Origin of the sequence: Sphingobacterium sp. UBA3519, assembly GCF_002377215.1 — a bacterium.
GTDB lineage: Bacteria > Bacteroidota > Bacteroidia > Sphingobacteriales > Sphingobacteriaceae > Sphingobacterium > Sphingobacterium multivorum.
Window position 1 is genome coordinate 49,287 of the sequence record NZ_DFPI01000011.1, and the last position, 18,902, is coordinate 68,188.

Here is an 18,902-nt window from a genome sequence, read left to right on the forward strand (position 1 = left end):
GAGGATAAATTATGTTTGAAACATTTATAAAACGACCCATATTGTCGTTGGTTATTTCGGTGTTTATTACACTTTTAGGGTTGTTGGCCTTATTTACATTGCCCATCACGCAATTTCCGGACATTGTACCACCTTCGGTCGTCGTCAATGCCAATTATACAGGTGCCAATGCTGAGGTGAGTACAAATGCTGTCGCTATTCCTTTGGAAAAAGCAATCAACGGTGTAGCTGGGATGACTTACATGAATTCAGTGTCTACCAATAACGGCAGCACGGTTATTCAAATCTTTTTTGAAGTTGGTACAGATCCAGATATTGCGGCTGTAAACGTACAGAATAGGGTAACAACGGTATTGGATGAACTCCCTGAAGAGGTCATCAAAGCAGGGGTAACCACCGAAAAAGAGGTCAACTCCATGCTGATGTATCTGAATGTTTTTACCGATGATGAAACTGCGGATGAAAGATTCATTTACAATTTCGCAGATATCAACATTCTAAAGGAACTGAAACGGATCGAAGGCGTCGGTCTCGCTCAGATTATGGGAATGCGGGATTACGCTATGCGTGTTTGGGTTAAACCTGATCGTATGGCAGCGTATAATATTTCCACCGAAGATGTGGTGGCAGCATTGCGAAAGCAGAATATTGAGGCTGCACCGGGGCAAACAGGGATTAGCTCGGATAAGATGCGCAATATGCAACAATATGTGTTACGTTATCCTGGTAAATTCACCGAAATAGAGGAATATGCTAATATTCCTATTCGGGCGAATTCCAATGGTTCCATTATCCGTATTAAAGACGTTGCAGATGTCGAATTTGGCTCGTTGGACTATGAAATGGTTTCCAAAACCGATGGTCGGCCTTCAGCTTCCATTATGTTGAAGCAATTACCAGGGTCAAATGCACAGGAGGTTATTCAACGTGTGAAAGATCGCATGGCAGAATTGAAACAGACACAATTTCCAAGCGGAATGACCTATACAATGGGCTATGACGTATCACGTTTCTTAGATGCTTCGATTTCTTCCGTTATCAAGACCTTACTGGAAGCCTTTCTTTTGGTTTTTATTGTTGTATTTATCTTTTTACAGGATTTTAGGGCGACTATTATTCCTATTTTGGCTGTCCCGGTCTGTTTAATTGGGGCTTTATTTTTTATGCAGATGCTCGGTTTCTCGATCAACTTACTGACCTTATTTGCACTAGTACTGGCAATAGGTATTGTGGTCGATAATGGTATTGTGGTCGTCGAAGCTGTATACGCAAAGATGGAAGAAGAACATTTGCAGCCTATGGAAGCTACATTGGAAGCAATGAAAGAAGTCGGTGGCGCTGTTGTGGCTATTACACTTGTCATGTCTGCGGTATTTGTTCCGGTTGCCTTTCTATCGGGGCCAGTAGGGATTTTTTATCGTCAATTTTCATTGACGCTCGCGGCTGCCATTGTTATTTCAGGTATCAACGCGTTGACATTGACACCCGCTTTATGTGCGCTTTTCTTGAAATCGCCTCACGATCGCAAACCATCGAATAATTGGCTCGATCGTTTCTTTAAAAAATTCAACGCAGTTTATGATAAGACAGCCTTTGGTTACAAGGGGATTTTGGTAAAAACAAGTGCACGGCGCGGATTGACCTTGCTTTTACTTGGCGTTTTCTTTGTCGCCACCTGGGGAAGTAGCGCGATCTTACCTTCGGGCTTTATTCCAACCGAGGATCAGGGAATGATTTATGTCGCTGTAACCACACCTCCTGGAGCAACGGTGGACCGTACCGAACGTGTTTTGGATAAAATTGACTCTGTATCACGTCAGCTTGATATTGTGGAAACCGTTTCTACATTATCGGGATATAGTATTATTACCGAAGTGTCCGGCGCTTCCTACGGGATGGGGATGATCAATCTGAAGCCCTGGAAAGAGCGAGATCAGACAGTAGATGATGTCATTAAAGATTTACGCGAGAGAACCAAGGACTTTGCCGATGCGGAAATTGATTTCTTTCCTCCACCAACAGTTCCAGGCTTTGGTAACTCATCAGGTTTTGAACTACGTCTATTGGACCGTAGTGGTAATGAAGATCTCAATAAGACGGCCGAAGTGCTGCAGAAGTTTATGGACGATATGGAAAAAAGTGATGTTCTTCAGGATATCAACTCCAGTTTTGATGTGAACTTTCCACAGTATATGCTGAAGGTGGACTACGATATGGCTGCAAAAAAAGGAATATCGGTGGAGAATGCCATGAATACGCTGCAGACCTTAATGGGAAGTCTTTATGCGACAAATTTCATCCGTTACGGACAGATGTATAAGGTCATGGTACAGGCTGGTCCCGAATATCGCCAAAGACCAGAAGATGTATTACGTTTATATGTGAAGAATGAGACGGGTGAGATGGTACCATACAATGCCTTTATTTCGATGGAAAGAATTTATGGTCCTGAACAAATTACCCGTTACAATATGTTTAGTTCGGCCATGATTACAGGACAATCCTCAGCAGGCTTTAGTTCTGGACAAGCGATCGAAGAAGTGGAAAAAATAGCGTCATCTCTTCCTCAAGGTTATAGTATCGAATGGTCTGGTATGACTCGGGAACAGAAAATCTCTGGAAATCAGGCTTTGTATATTTTCGCACTTTGTCTTCTGTTTGTTTATCTGTTGTTATGTGCACAGTACGAAAGCTTCTTATTGCCGTTACCAGTTCTGCTCTGTCTTCCGGCGGGGATCTTTGGTGCTTTCATTTTCTTGAAGGTCTTTGGATTGGAAAACAATATCTACGCGCAGGTCGCATTGGTCATGCTGATTGGTTTGTTAGGTAAAAATGCGATTCTGATTGTGGAATATGCCAATTTGAAATATAAGCAAGGAATGGATATCGTGACCGCTTCAATCGAAGGAGCTGTTGCCCGCTTACGCCCGATATTAATGACTTCCTTTGCTTTTATTGCAGGTTTGATACCCTTGATGATGGCCAGTGGAGCGGGAGCATTGGGTAATCGAAGTATCGGTACTGCTGCTGTGGGTGGAATGCTCATTGGAACCATACTGGGGGTAATTGTCATCCCAGGCTTAGTGATCTTATTTTCAAAAAAAGAGAATAAGAAACAAGTTGTGAAACAAGCCTCTTTGGTTATTGCCGCACTTATTTTATTTGGAAGTTGTTCGGTTCCCAAAAAAGCTCTCCAACCGGAGAAAGTAAACGTACCGAATTCCTTTTCTAAACATCTTTCGCCAGATAGTTTAAATGTGGGAAGCCGGCCTTGGAAGGAAATTTTTAAAGATTCGCAGTTGGTTTCCTTAATTGATTCGGCGTTGCAGAACAATTTGGATATTCGTCAATCCATCCTACGTTTGGAATCTGCGCAAGCTTATTTTAAGCAACGGAAAGCCGCTTTAGGTCCTAGGGTCGAGGCCACAGTAGAAGGAGGAATACGGAAGTATGGCCACTATACTGAGTCAGGGATCGGTAATTACGATTCAAATTTCTCGGAGAATTTGAAAAATGATGAAAAATTACCCGAACCATTTATCCCAGATTATTTTATCGGACTTCGTTCATCTTGGGAGATTGATCTTTGGGGAAAGTTAAAGAGCCAAAAACAAGCTGCTTATTTTAGCTTCCTAGCAGAGCAGGAGGGAAAGCGTCTCTTGGAAACGGAATTAGTCTCTAATATTGCAACAGCTTATTATGAACTAATTGCTTTGGATCAAAAGATAAAAGTATATAATCGGAATATTGAATTGCATAAGAATGCACTGGAAGTTGTTGAAGTAAAAAAAGATGCTGGTTATGCGACTGAGCTTTCTGTACAACAGTTTAAAGCGCTTTTGGCCAATTCTAAAGCTGCTAAAGAACAATTGATCCAAGAGATAGCACTTTGGGAACACCATATAAACGGTTTATTAGGACGTTTTTATCAACCTATTGTACGAAGTACATATGCTGAAAATGCGGATTTATATCATGCAATGCATTTTGGTACACCGGATGATCTTGTCAACCAACGTCCCGATATCAAGGCTGCTTATTTGAAAGTGATTGCCTCTTCGAATAATCAGGAAGCATCACGTTTGGCTTTTCTGCCTTCTGTAGCAATAAGTCCATTTATCGGATTGCAGAGCTTTAGCTTTAACAAGTTATTTAATTTGGATAAATCTATTGCTTATAACTTATTTGGCGGTATTACGCTTCCGATATTTAACCAAAGGCAACTGAAAACGCAGTACGAGATTGCAAAAGCGGACTATGGGATTGCTTTTTTGGATTATGAAAAAATGGTTCTGAATGCTTATAATGAGGTTTCTAATGTGATTATGACGCAAGAGGCAATAGGTAGACGACGTGGTTTTGTCGATGAGCATGTTCAAGCATTAAAGCTCTCTATCGAGGCCGCACAGGAACTATTTATTGCTGGACGGGTGACCTCTTTGGACGTCGTTACAGCCCAGAAGGAGTCGCTGGAAGCCCAAATCGGAAAAGTAGAATTGGAGAAAGAAAACACGTTAAACCAGATTCTACTATACAAAGCCTTGGGAGGAGGTTGGCAATAGGTTGCCATACATTAAAAAGAAAACTATTTTTCATGCGATAAAGAATTAACTTGTTAATTCTTGGACCCTTAACTGGGTCGGGGGAAGAGGCCGTCGGGAGACGTCCTCTTTTTTGTTGTTATTTTTATGTAGTTTAGTCTACACGATGTTGAACCGAGTTTATTATGTTGCAGCGCATTTTTCTTTTTATTCTTTTTGCTCATTTTAGTCTTTACCTATCTGCGCAAGTAGATTCCGATAGTACCCGGGTTTTGCAACGATTGGAATATTTGATGGAAAATCAGAAAATTTACATCAAGAACCGTGAAGATAAATTGGAGAAATTAAAACAGGAGGCCAAAGCATTAGAAAGTAATCCTGTTCAATTTTTGAAGAAGAACTACGAAATCTTTGAAAATTATAAGAAGTTTGATTCTGACGCAGCACTTACTTATATTTTACTGTGTCAAAAGCTCGCTCCACCGAATAATGACTCCTTACAGGCGGTTATTCATCTCGATTTGGCCTGGGTGTATTCCACCATTGGACGGTATATAGAAGCTTCACAATTGTTAAAGCAAGTTGAGCCCGCTCATCTTGGCCGGGATCTCTTGGCGAAATATTACGATACCTACAGCTCCTTTTATAGTCATTACGGTCAGAGCAATAATCGATCGGAATATTACCAGGCAAGTGAAAAGTATCGTGATTCTCTGTTAACTGTACTACCAAAGTCTTCCTTGGAGTATCGTACAACCATTGCTATAAAAACACTTTTTAATGGTAATCGTGAGGATGCTAAAAAGCAATTGTTGGTCCTCTGGAATGAGAACAAAAAGGATATTGAGCAGCGCGCGCTGATAGCCTATTTTATGGGGCTCATTTACAAATATGAAAAGGATACAAAAAGTCAAATTTACTATCTTTCCATATCAGCCAGTGCAGATATTGAAATGGCTAATCGCGACAACGCATCTTTTCATGATCTGGCGCTAACGTATTACGACCAACAGGATTTCGATCGCGCTTTTCAGTTTATTGAAAAAGCCATAGACGATGCGATGTTATGTAAAGTGCGGTATCGCATTATTGAAGGTACCTCTTCTTATCCTATAATCAATGCCGCCTATCAGCAGAAAATCAGTAGCCAAAATCGGCAACTGGTAGGCTTGGTCATTATCGTCAGTATTTTATTGATTGGTGTAATCATTGGACTTGTCATTATTTATAGACAAGTGCAACATTTGAGAAGGATACGATCGGAATTATCGGCTACAAACCAACAACTTCGATCATTGAATGATGAAATAAACCAGACTAACCTTAAATTATCTGAATCCAATCATATTAAAGAAGAATATATTGCGCAATTCTTTGATATGTGTTCGAGTTATATCGATAAAATGGAAGATATCAGAAAAGCACTGTTGAAAAAAGCGACGAATCAGCAGTGGGATGCCTTACGCGAACAGTTAAAGTCAACGCAAATGGAAGAAAGAGAGGTGCAGCAACTCTATGTTAATTTTGACCGTATCTTTTTAAATCTATATCCAACCTTTGTTGATGAATTCAATGCCTTACTTCAGGAGGACGAGAAAATCTATCCCAAAAAAACTGAATTGTTAAATACTGAACTTCGGATTTTCGCATTGATTCGATTAGGGATCGATGATTCTGTGAAGATTGCAAGTTTCCTTCGATATTCTCTTCGGACAGTTTATAATTATAGAACAAAAGTGCGTAATAAGGCTGCGGGAAACCGCGATGCTTTTGAAGCTGCTGTGTGTCAGATTGCGGTGATCGACCGGGCCTAAAATGTAGGGTAATACCCGAAAATTGGCTGTTTTAAAGACGATTGTACGCTCCTGTAGGTACTTTTTAATGCTGTATTTAATTTGTAATAATCTTTATGTTAGCTGTTTGCATTTTTTTTCTGGTACTTTTTCAGTACTAGCTCTTTTTTCTCCGTCTTGGTGATCTTAGTTTTGTTTTGAGCAATGAAGCAGGGGAAACTCATTGCCATTTTGGAATAACCAAAAGATTAAACAATAACCAATTTTTTTATTTCATATGATTTACTTTACACGAAAAGTTGCCTTTTCAATGGGGCTAGCTTTCTTGTTTACTTTGGTGAATTTGGTATTTGCCCAAGACCGAGTTCAAGTCAGTGGACGTATCTTGGATGCTCAAGATCAGAAACCACTCTCTGGAGTAACCATTACACAAAAAGGAAGTAATAATGCAGTCTCCAGTAATGCAGATGGGCGTTTTCAAATTTCTGCTAGCATCGGCAGTATACTCCAATTTACGTTTGTTGGCTACGACAGCAAAGAATTACCTGCCAACAGTACCATGGTCGTCCAATTGAATTCATCAACCAATATGCTGGAGGATGTCATTGTAATCGGTTATGGTAGTGTTAAAAGAAAAGATGTCACGACTGCAATCTCTTCTGTTTCCACGAAAGACCTTGAAAAGCGACCTGTGACTAATTTTGGACAAGCCATTCAAGGTAAGGCTGCCGGCGTCACTGTTATTCAACCGAGTGGCCAGCCTGGTGCAGCACCTCAGATACAAATTCGGGGGATAACGTCTTTTAATAGTAATACCACTCCTTTATATGTTGTTGATGGAGTTCCTGTGGAAGATATTAAGTTCTTGTCTCCCAATGACATCACGGACATTCAAATTCTAAAGGACGCCTCATCGGCAGCGATCTACGGCTCGCGTGGTTCAAACGGTGTCATCTTGGTTACGACAAAATCAGGAAAAGCCGGCGAAGCAAAAATTACGCTTGGAACACAGTGGACGGCCAATGTTGTCAATAACACGGTTAAAGTTTTAAATACCAGTCAATACAAAGACTTACAGGATGAAATAGGTATGATCAATCTGCCGGAGGGATTGTTGGATCAAACGGATTGGTTCAAAGAAACCTACAAGACAGGTATTCAACAAAATCATCAAATATCCATCTCGGATGGTAATGAGAAGCTTCGTTACTATTTAGGTGGAGGGTACTTGAACGAAAAAGGAACATTACAAGGATCCTTTTTTAGACGATATAATTTTCGTGCTAATATTGATAACCAAGTTCGAAAATGGCTAAAGGTGAATGCGAATATCAATTATTCCGATAACAATGATAATGGAATTACCTCCGGATTGGGTTCTAACCGTGGTGGAGTAGTTACATCTGTAATCACAACACCTACTTACGCCCCTGTATGGGATCCAACAAATCCAGATCGATTCTATAATAATTTTTATGGGATCAACAACATCACCAGTCCTTTGGAAAACCTAGCCCGGACAAGAAATAATAATAACCGCGAAAACCGTCTTGTTGCCACAGGAAGTGCATTGATTTCCTTTATGCCTAACTTAACATGGAAAACTTCATTTTCATTAGATCGAAGATCCGGGGTGATGACCACCTTTTTGGATCCTTGGACGACAGCGTGGGGAAGAAATCAATTCGGGGAAGCTTCGGATATTCGTAATACAAATACCGTGTTAACGTGGGACAATTTCTTGACGTACACGAAGAGCTTCGGAAAGCATAATTTGGAAGTAATGGGCGGTTCGTCATGGACGGATTCTAAGTACTCCAGAAGCTATATCTATGGTTCAAACTATGCAAATGGAATCATTGAGACACTTAATGCTGCAAATAAGATCTCTTGGGATAGAACAGGATCTACAGCATCCAATTGGGGGATTATGTCCTATTTCGCACGCGCAATGTACAATTATGATGGCAAGTATTTATTGACCGCAAATATGCGTGCCGATGGTTCTTCCAAGCTAAGTCCAGAACGACGCTGGGGCTATTTTCCATCGGTATCGGCTGCTTGGAGAATCTCTGCTGAAGATTTTATGAAAGATGTAACCTGGATAAACGACTTAAAAATCCGGGGGGGATGGGGACAGACAGGTAATCAATACGGATTAGGCGATTATGCTTACCTGCAATTGAGCGGTATCCAACGTCAACAATGGTTTGTTGAGGGAAAAGACAATGCTGTACCAAATATCAATAAACCAACAATCTTAAGAGCGAAGGATTTAACTTGGGAAACGACAAGCACAACCAGTATCGGTTTTGATGTCACGATGTTGAATAATCGACTCAGCATCAGCGCCGATTACTACAACAAGGATACCAAGAATCTTTTAATGAATGCGAGCTTGCCTGCAGGACAGCAAGCAACTACAATCCAAAGAAATGGTGGAAGGTTGAATAATCATGGTTTTGAATTTGCGGTAAATTCGAAAAATCTGACCGGTAACTTGACTTGGAACACAGATTTTAATATCTCTTTCAACAGAAATAAGCTTCAGCAGCTCGACTTACAACAGGTGTATTATGATGTCAAAACGAACGATTATGTCAATGATTTTGTGGTGAAAAATGAGCCCGGAAGATCGCTTGCAGGATTCTTCGGTTATATTTCAGATGGCGTAAACCCTGAAACCGGTGAGCTCATGTATCGCGACCTGAACGGAGATGGCAAGATCTCGTCAAGCGACCGTACGTATATCGGCAATCCCCTGCCAAAGTTTGTGTATGGTATGACAAATAGTTTCTCCTGGAAAAATTTCGATCTAAGCGTATTCATTCAGGGAACTTATGGAAACGACATCTTCAATGCCAGCCGTATGGAAACAGAAGGGATGTATGATGGTCGAAATCAAACGACAGTTGTATTGGATCGTTGGCGGGTACCGGGACAGATTACCCATGTTCCTAAAGCTGGGTTTGACATGAAGAATTCAACCTATTTTGTTGAAGATGGTAGTTATTTGCGGATGAAAAATGTGTCCTTGGGCTATTCCATTTCTCCGGAGAGACTGAAGCGTATTGGTATCCATAAAATTCAGCCTTATCTATCTGTAAGCAATCTGTTTACCTTGACTAAGTATTCGGGTATGGATCCGGAAGTAAACCAATATTCGGGCGGATCCGATTCGAGAATACAAGGTATAGATTGGGGTACCTATCCACAGAATCGTTCATTTGTTTTAGGTCTTAATATTGAGTTTTAATTGTCTGTATCATGAAAAAATATATAAGTAATGCTCTTTCTTTGCTATCCGGCTCTTTGTTTTTATTTTCTTGCTCTTTGAACCGTGATCCACTTTCAGATTATTCGGATGTGAGTCAAGGGAAGACCGAGACAGGAACGCAGATTGTTTTTAAGAATAGAGCTGAGGTTGAGACCTATTTGGCGGGGATTTATCAGCAAATGAAAGATCGGCAGGAACATTGGTATCTCGATCTGCTCCTAATCGGAGATTCCCATGCCGATAATTCCTATGCGGGAACGACGGGAGCGGAAGTTGTACCTTTTGAAAATAATTCTATTGAAGGGTCTAATTCGGTTGTTGACCGGGATTGGGGAAGATATCTGGAAGATGTTGGACGTGCAAATCGATTGATCATTTACGTTGATAGTGTTGCTGATAAATCGTTGAGCGATACGGATATTAGAACGTATAAGGCACAAGCTAAACTATTCAGAGCATTGGCGATGTTTGATATGGTCCGTATATTCGGATCTATCCCTGTCATTACCACAATTGCACCCGATATTACAGGTGACAATGTCAATGAAGTTTATCCGCAATATTTTCCAAAACAAGCCACAGAAGAAGAAGCCTATAAGCAGATCGAAAAAGACTTGATGGACGGATTGGCTGATGCACCAGCCAACAATAATGGGAATAAGACTTTATTTACCAAATCCGTCGCACGAGCGATGCTGGCAAAGATCTATGCCGAAAAACCAATTCGCGATTACGCTAAAGTTATCCAATATGTTGACGCATTGGCTGCGGATGGATTTGATCTGAATACCAATTACTCAGATCTATATGCAATGAATGCAAGCAACACAGATCTTGCACAGCGGAATACGAAAGAATCGATTTTGGAAGCACAGTTTACTTCGGGTGGAGGTAATTGGGCGACTTGGATGTTTGGAAGGGATTTGTCCAATTATGATAATAACTTCACATGGGCCAAATGGATAACCCCATCTCGGGACTTGATTCAAGCGTATACGAATGAAGGGGACCAGGTTCGTTTGGGGCAATCTATTGTTTATTATTCCACTACTTGGAGCAACTATTATCCGTCAAACCATTATCCATTCATGTTTAAATTACGTTCTGCATTTAATAGTATTGTCAAGCTTCGTTACGCAGACCTTTTATTGTTAAAAGCGGAAGCATTAATTCAGCAGGGATCAGATCTATCTGGAGCGGCAGACATTATTGACAAAATTCGCACCCGTGCTAAATTGCCTAAAATATCCGCTGCCGTACGTTCAAATAAGGATGCTTTATTAGACGCTTATTTGAAAGAACGTCGTCTTGAATTGGCCTTCGAAGGACAACGATGGTTTGATCTCGTGCGCTTAGATAAGGTGGAATCTGTCATGAATGCTGTTTATGCTAAAGATGCTGGAAGAAAGGCACAGGTGTATCCCTTCACGAAGAACTCTTACCGTTTACCAATTCCGCAACCAAAAATTGATCAGAATCCTAATCTAGTTCAGAATCCGGGGTATTAACTGATTTAACAACGGAAATCCTCATTTGATGGATGGCGAAAAATTTATTAACAGATGAAACGCAATAATAAAAAAACTATGATATATACATTCTTGTTGTCCTGTCTAGTGACGGCAACATCTTGTAACCGTGACAGCTATATACCTTCACAAGGTGATGAAATTAAAAAAAGTGGTGATGTTACCATTTATACGACGACAGGCAGTCGGTCTTTGGATTTTGGAAAACGCTTTGTTGATTTCAGTTCCAAATTTAACATGTCGCCCAATACAATTACGCTAGATCCAGCTAAGAAATTTCAGACAATGGACGGCTTCGGTGCAGCAGTTACAGGGTCTACCTGCTATAATCTGATGAAGATGAGTAAGGAAGATCGAACAAAATTTCTTACGGAGACTTTCTCAGATAAAGATGGAATGGGAATGAATTACATCCGTATTGCTATTGGATGTTCCGACTTCTCTTTGAGTGAATATACCTGCTGGGATAAGGAAGGAAAGGAAAATTTTGGACTACAGTCGGAAGAAACACAATATATCATTCCAGTGCTGAAAGAAATACTTGCCATCAATCCATCCATAAAAATCATGGGCTCCCCATGGACTCCACCGAAATGGATGAAAGTTAACAACTTAACTGATTTAAAGCCCTTTGATTCGTGGACCAGTGGTCAGTTAAATCCAAAGTATTATCAGGACTATGGTTGGTATTTCGTTCAATGGATCCAAGCAATGAAGAAAGAAGGCATTCATATTTATTCGATTACTGTTCAAAATGAACCATTGAACAGAAAGAATTCCGCTTCGCTTTATATGTCATGGCAAGAGCAACAAGCTTTTGTCAAACAAGCGCTAGGCCCACAGTTAAAAGCGGCTAACTTATCAACAAAGATCTATGCATTTGATCATAATTATAACTATGATAACATTGCTGATCAGGCTGATTACCCTGTAAAGATCTATAACGATGCCGGAGCGGCTTCATTCTTCGCCGGAGCGGCGTACCATAATTATGGTGGGGATAAGGCTGAACTTATCGATATTCATAATCAACGCCCAGATAAGGAACTGGTATTTACAGAAACATCTATTGGGGAATGGAATGATGGACGCAATCTTGAAAAACGTTTGATGGAGGATATGCGTGAAGTTGCATTGGGCACCGTCAACAATTGGAGCAAGGGCGTCATTGTATGGAACCTGATGCTTGATACCGACAAAGGGCCAAATCGCGAAGGTGGCTGTCAGACATGTTATGGCGCCGTGGATATCAGTAAGGCAAATTATAAGAATATAACACGTAATTCGCACTATTATATTGTTGGTCATCTTTCCTCAGTGGTCAAATCAGGGGCCACACGGATTGGCGCTTCTGGATATACAGCGGAAGGGTTGGTTTATACTGCATTCCAAAATACAGACGGAACCTATGCTGTTGTTCTGTTAAACGAATCGGGCGATAGTCGTAAAATTACCTTGGCAGATGGTAAACATCATTTTAGCTATGATGTACCAGCTAAGTCGGTTGTTTCTTACCGCTGGACCTATTAATTGGAGGATGATAAACCTTAAGCGCTATCACATGGATAGCGCATAAATTATGAACAAATGAAAAGATATCTCATCAATATACTATTGGGAACTGCTGCAATTACCGCAGTCAGTTCCTGTAAAAAGGATGAAAAATATACCTATCAAATAGGGGATCCTAAAATCGAATTGAAATCACCTATTTCAGCCGCAAACTTTGGGGACAGTCTCGAATTTCAGCTGCACGTGTCGGATAGTGAAGTAGCGCTGTCTACGGTTAAAGCACAATTGTATTTTACAGACGACAAGGTAACAGAAACCGTCATTCGTACCAAACAAAATGGAGATTATACTGGAAAAATTTATGTTCCGTTCCTGAAAGATATTCCCGATGGAAAAGCAACCCTTAAGTTTGTCTTACAGAATATTAGCCAAAAAATAACGGAACAATCTTTTGATATTAATCTGAGCAGACCCGACTTTCCATATTTAACTTTAGTCACAGCATCTAAGTCCTATCGCATGGAAAGGGTAGGGCGTAATCAATATGCGGCAAAAGAGAATTTTCCATTTTCGGTAAAGGGCTATATTCAAGCACCAAAAGTGGGCGCACAAGGCAATCTGATGAATTTTGGTTGGGTCAATAATGTTATAAACCTAGGGTCTACGGCTGAAATCCCATTTTCAAATTCAACTTCTGGAACCTATAGCATCGCATTTAATACCTCAACTTATCAAGCTTCACCGTTTATTATTGCTTATGCCATTAATGGAACGGTATTCAGTCGCCTTGATGATGAGCACTTTAAGGCAGAGTTGAATATGGTAAAAGGCGAGAAGGTGGTTATTGACGGAATAGAAGATCTGAAGAATTGGTGGATTGATCCGGACTATTTTACACAAGCTCCTGACGGATCAATCGCTTTCAACGGAATGAACGGTAAGTATCGCGTTACTGCGGACTTTACCTTAAAATATTTTGTGGTTGAAGCGATGACAGGTAATGATTTAGCAAAATTACAAGATGACGGAAGTGGGGCGGTTTGGATTATTGGTGAAGGAATCGGAAAACCTAAGGTATCCAGTAATCAGGTAGGCTGGAACACAGATAAAGCGCTTTGTCTGGTGCCGCTAGGCAACAAGAAATACCAGATAACTGTTAAGGCAGGAGAGTCTATAAATTCTGATAACATCAATTTCAAATTTTTCCATCAAAAAGGATGGGGCGGTGAATTTGGTGGCACAGACCTGACAACGACAAGTGATATCGTTTTTGTGGGGGATGGAAAGAATGGACGCGACTCGGGCAATCTTGGCATCAAAACCGCTAAAGTATTAGAGACCGGTAAAACCTATGTTTTTACATTGGATTTAGCTGCAGGCAATAAGAAAGCTGTCTTGACGATTGCAACAAAATAATTATAATTGAGTCTTATAAGTCCTAGGTAGTAGTCTTCCTAGGACTTTTTCTTTTAAATAGCATTTGTTTATTCCAAGATTCATTTGTTATATTTGCCCAAACTCACACAGATTATCATGAGTTGGCCAGTTTACAAGATAATGAAGTAATCTTCCTGATGTAAGCTGCTATTGAGAATAAAATATTCGAATGAAAATCAGACTGTTTATATGGATTCTATTACCCTTGATGCTCCTGCAGAGCTTCTCAACGGTATGGCTATGGACAGTCTTCGAGTTGAATCGAGATTATATCGCACGTTACGAATGTATCAATCGTTTTAACGATAATGCGCTTGCCTGTCGAGGCCAGTGTATTTTGATGAAGAAAATGCGCGAACATGAGGAAAAGGAACAAAAAAATCTTGAATTACGTATCATTGATGTTGTTTTTATAAATAATACGCAAGATTTTACGTTTAAAAACACGGCTCTTTATGAAGACACTGTGGAGCGCCTGCTTCCAGTATATAAAGAAGATTATTCCTATAATCCCATCTTTACAATATTTCATCCCCCTTTGGTTTAAATCCAGCTAGTAATTTATTTGAATAAGTAATCGATCGCTGATGATGATTTACAGTGTATGCTAACGCTAGCATCGCTTTAGAATTGCGTTGTCAAAATGCGTTTAGCGATGTCTTGTCAAAGTAATCAATCTTCCGATTAAACTACTTATTCAGTATTTATTTCAAAGAAACCAATATGGTTATTTGGACTACATTGCGATGTGGCTCTGAATCATTATAATGTTGATCGTGGTTAGTAATCTACTTAAAATCAACAGGATGATTTTATTTCGCTACAAAAATATATCCATTTGTCATATAGGATGCCAGCATGATTTATTTAAACCGGGCTTGCGAGTTCACGAAGTAAATCGGAAAGCTTCCTTATACATGAAATATTATAGATGAGAGATTTATTTATAAAAAAAGCGGGTTTTTATATCGCGATTATAGGTCTTCTTGTAGTCGGCTGTACCAAGGCGAAAACAGACTATGAGGCCGAACGAGGAAATACTGTTGAAGAGAATATGGAGTTTAAAGAGGTTACAAGCCTTATTTCTTCAGGGTACAATATTCATATTGAAGCCCCGGGCGGGGTATTGTACCGCGGTTATAATGATATCCGCGTGAAAATCAATAAGCAGCAAAATAATGAACCTGTAGCCGTTTCCGCAGTCAAATTGCTGCCCATCCAAACCAATATGCAAGGAATGAAAATTGTTTGTCCAAACCAGTCCGTAATGGACCATACGTTGGATGGGAGCTACTTTTCGGGTTACAGTGTGTTTACAGATGAAAGTTCTGCAGCAGCAAACTGGAGTTTGGAAATCGATTTTAAAATTGGCGATCAGACTTTCTCTGCTGCACAGCATGTAACTGTAATGCCGCAGACCAATAAAAATCGTAATATAACCACCTTTACCGGGAAAGATGGCGAACACTATTTAATCGCCTTGATTGCTCCTTGGAAACCAAATGTTGCTGAAAATAAACTGGTCGCAGGTATTTATAAATTAGACACTGCGCAATTGTCTTATACAAGAGTCAACGGATACACCTTGCAGTTAGATCCGCGTATGCCAGAACCTTCGATGGGTAACCATTCTTCCCCCAATAATAAGGACTTGGTCCAACAGGCCAACGGATTGTACCAAGGTGTTGTCAATTACACCATGACAGGCAACTGGACGTTGAATTTTATTTTGGTCAACCAAAATGGAAGGGTAATAGCAGGAACTGAGGTACCCAAAGACTTTACACCTGGGGTAGAAGGGCGTAAAAGTGAGTTATACATCGACATTCTATTTTAGAGGCTATGAAGAAAATAAGTGTTATGCTCTTTATGTTGTCTTTGGGATGGAACGTACACGGACAAAACAATCCTATTACGCGCGATACCACGAGACGTCTAGCGGAGGTTACAGTCACCGCAGCTACTAAAAGGAGGATCGAAAACGATCTAAAGATGACAGTCTCCGTGGATGAATATTTGGCTTCTGCAAGTAATATCAGCTTCATCAAACGTGGTGCCTACGCTTGGGAACCCCTACTCAATAATATGAGTAGCGAGCGTTCGATAATTACGATCGACGGGATGCATGTCTTTGGAGCATGTACGGATAAAATGGACCCGATAACCTCTTATGTAGAAAGTAATAATCTTGCTGCCATCGATATTAAATCGGGGCAGGAGGGTAATCTGCATGGCGCTACGGTCGCGGGCAGTATAGATCTAAAAAGAAGGAATACCTCGTTTGGGCTGCAGAAAAAAATTGGCGGAGCCTATCAGACAGGTTTTGAATTCAATAATAAGCAGACGTTCAATCTTGGAAATTTATATTACTCGAGCGACAAATTTGTGGCAGATGGAAGTATTGCCTTCCGGAAGGCTGGAAATTATTATGATGGAAATGACGATGAAGTACGGCATTCGCAATATAATAAATTCAATGCGTCTTTGGGCTTGGCCTATAAAACAAGTCCGCTCTCTGCCGTTAGGGTGGATGCTATTTTTGATCGGGCAAAAGATGTGGGATTTCCAGCTTTACCAATGGACCTATCCTTATCCAGAGCGATCATCACTTCCGCTACATACAAACAGTTGTTTGAAGAGGGCTTGGTAAAAGTATGGGACACCAAAGTTTATTTTAATGCTGTTGAGCACTATATGGATGATACAACCCGTCCGGAGAATTTGGTCCATATGGATATGCCAGGCTGGAGTACGACCTACGGTCTTTTATCTAAAATTAATCTGCAGAAAGATCGTTATTCTTCGGAAATACAGGTAAATGCTTACGATAATCTATCGATAGCTGAGATGCGTATGTATCCGCAAGATCGATCCAAACAGACCATGTTTGCCTATAGCTGGCCATGGGTGACCACACGATTCGCGAGTGTAGCCATTAATAACTCGTTAGATCTTTCTGATATCAGTAGACTTGTCTTTGGGGGTTCATTGGGTTTGAACTATAACTATTCGAAATACGTTGAATTCAACTGGATCTTCCATCCGGGTTCTCCACAGAAGAAAAATAGAATTCTGCCGAGCCTACATGCTAGCTATCAGTTAAATATTGGTCAGTTTGACTTTTCTCTAGGAACAGGGTTTGGGCATCGTGCTCCTTCTGTTTCGGAAGCGTATGGTTACTACATCTATAACAGTTTCGATCGTTATGACTATATCGGAAATCCAAATTTAAAAAATGAAGTTTCTTATGAAGCCAATGCCAGTGCCGGATTTAAGACCGGAAAGCTAAGCATTGGGGCCAAGGCCAATTATTTCTTTATACAAGACTACATTATTGGCCGGATTTTGAGTTTGGGTAGCCCCATGAACTATCAATCGGTAGGCGTAAAAGGCTATACCTCTTTAGATCATGCGACGCTGTTTAATCTGGCACTCAATGCGCAATATCAAATTTTGCCAGGTCTAGATTGGAAAGCTATACTTACCTATGCCAGAGGGCAAGACAATATGGGCGGAAACCTGCCCTTTATACGTCCCTTAAGTTATCAAACATCAGTGCATTACCGATACAAAATGATCGGCGTGCAAACTTCAATGAACGGGGACTTTAGTCAAGTCAATTTTAGTCCTGAATACGGAGAGGACCAAACTGCATCCTATAAGATTTGGAATGTTTCGGCAGATTATAACTTCAATATTGGGAAATTAAATGCCGCGTTTCAGGTCGGTGCGGAGAACCTTTTCAATGAATACTATAGTACCTATGCGGATTGGGGAAATATACCACGCATGGGTAGGAATATCTTTACATCCTTAAAAATCAATTTTTAAATACCTTAGAACTTAAAAATAAAATGAAAAACAATGCAATTAAACTCCTGATGATCTCTTTGGTTATGGTTTCTTGTAGCAAAAGTGAAGACGTCGCTAACAGTGTTAACTTACATTTCAACAATACATTTAAAAATACAACAATTGTGCTGGGTAGTGCAGATTCCCCAGCTGCCACGACAAATACATCCGCCAGCGGACAACTGTATCAGTTTTCTGAGCTAAAGTATGTAATTAGCAATATCAGACTTATTAAAGCCGACGGGTCTGAGATCCCTTATAATGTAAATGACCTGGATAAAGGGGCTACAGTAATTGATCAGGCGAAAGCAGCAACTTTAAATTATGTACTGAGTAATATACCTGTTGGCGAGTATAAACAGATCAAATTCGGTTTGGGGGTAAAACAGGAAATAAATACTCTGGATCAACTGAGATTCCCAGTTTTCTATGCAACAGCAGGAGCAAATGATACTAAAATGCATTGGGAATGGGGGACAGGTTACCGATTTACGAAATTGGAGGGCTTTTATGGTGTTGATCATAAAGAGTTGTCTATTCACACAGGGAGTACGGTCAACGGTACAAACGGCGATGAATCCACTTATAAACAGGGCGTAGATGCTTACCGGGACATTACCTTGAATTTACCTTCCATAGTTACTGTTGGAAAAAGTATACCACAGATTAACATCAGGGCAGATTTCGATAAGCTCCTAAGCGGTAAAACGAATACCATCACCTTGGGGGCCAATAATGCTACACCTAGTATTCATTCAGCAGTGGAAATGGTGAAGTTTGTTGATAATCTTGGCGGCAACGGAAGCAGCGATACAGCAGGGATGTTCACTGTTGAAGGTGTTTCTAACTAAATATGATGTAAATGGCTATGATCTGGAATGCGATTGTAGCCATTTATGGAAAACACATTAGGCATAAAAGCGAACGGATGCTTTCTGCATCAGACTATTGTGTACATTTT

The 18,902-nt window shown here is 40.3% G+C and carries 10 protein-coding genes; all 10 read left to right on the plus strand.

Translation table 11 applies throughout. From position 1 onward, the window contains the following. Nucleotides 1-11 precede the first annotated feature (11 nt). Nucleotides 12-4,562, plus strand: coding sequence for an efflux RND transporter permease subunit (locus tag B3297_RS05695; RefSeq protein WP_115046909.1), 4,551 nt, complete (start codon nucleotides 12-14; stop codon nucleotides 4,560-4,562). 164 nt (nucleotides 4,563-4,726) lie between these two features. Beyond that, entirely contained in the window at nucleotides 4,727-6,355 is a 1,629-nt protein-coding gene (locus B3297_RS05700) for a DUF6377 domain-containing protein (protein ID WP_070561736.1), read from the plus strand. 289 nt (nucleotides 6,356-6,644) lie between these two features. Then, nucleotides 6,645-9,590: a SusC/RagA family TonB-linked outer membrane protein gene (locus B3297_RS05705; RefSeq protein WP_286778572.1), complete on the plus strand. Its 2,946-nt coding sequence runs from the start codon at nucleotides 6,645-6,647 to the stop codon at nucleotides 9,588-9,590. An 11-nt stretch (nucleotides 9,591-9,601) separates the two neighbouring features. Continuing rightward, a complete protein-coding gene (locus B3297_RS05710; RefSeq protein WP_115046913.1) occupies nucleotides 9,602-11,119 on the plus strand; it encodes a RagB/SusD family nutrient uptake outer membrane protein in 1,518 nt (505 codons plus the stop codon). Between the two features lie 78 nt (nucleotides 11,120-11,197). After that, nucleotides 11,198-12,670, plus strand: coding sequence for a glycoside hydrolase family 30 protein (locus tag B3297_RS05715; protein ID WP_083295791.1), 1,473 nt, complete (start codon nucleotides 11,198-11,200; stop codon nucleotides 12,668-12,670). Between the two features lie 57 nt (nucleotides 12,671-12,727). Then, nucleotides 12,728-14,068, plus strand: a complete 1,341-nt coding sequence (locus B3297_RS05720) for a DUF5125 domain-containing protein (protein ID WP_070561730.1) — start codon at nucleotides 12,728-12,730, stop codon at nucleotides 14,066-14,068. A gap of 190 nt (nucleotides 14,069-14,258) precedes the next feature. Next, nucleotides 14,259-14,636 carry a hypothetical protein gene (locus B3297_RS05725; RefSeq protein ID WP_075990767.1) on the plus strand — a complete coding sequence of 126 codons (378 nt, stop codon included), beginning with the start codon at nucleotides 14,259-14,261 and terminating at the stop codon, nucleotides 14,634-14,636. Nucleotides 14,637-15,020: 384 nt separating this feature from the next. Beyond that, a complete protein-coding gene (locus B3297_RS05730; RefSeq protein WP_070561728.1) occupies nucleotides 15,021-15,926 on the plus strand; it encodes a hypothetical protein in 906 nt (301 codons plus the stop codon). 5 nt (nucleotides 15,927-15,931) lie between these two features. Beyond that, on the plus strand, nucleotides 15,932-17,920 hold the full coding sequence (locus B3297_RS05735; protein ID WP_070561726.1) for a TonB-dependent receptor plug domain-containing protein: 1,989 nt from the start codon (nucleotides 15,932-15,934) through the stop codon (nucleotides 17,918-17,920). Nucleotides 17,921-17,943: 23 nt separating this feature from the next. Then, nucleotides 17,944-18,792, plus strand: a complete 849-nt coding sequence (locus B3297_RS05740; protein WP_070561724.1) for an MbnP family protein — start codon at nucleotides 17,944-17,946, stop codon at nucleotides 18,790-18,792. Nucleotides 18,793-18,902: the final 110 nt, after the last annotated feature.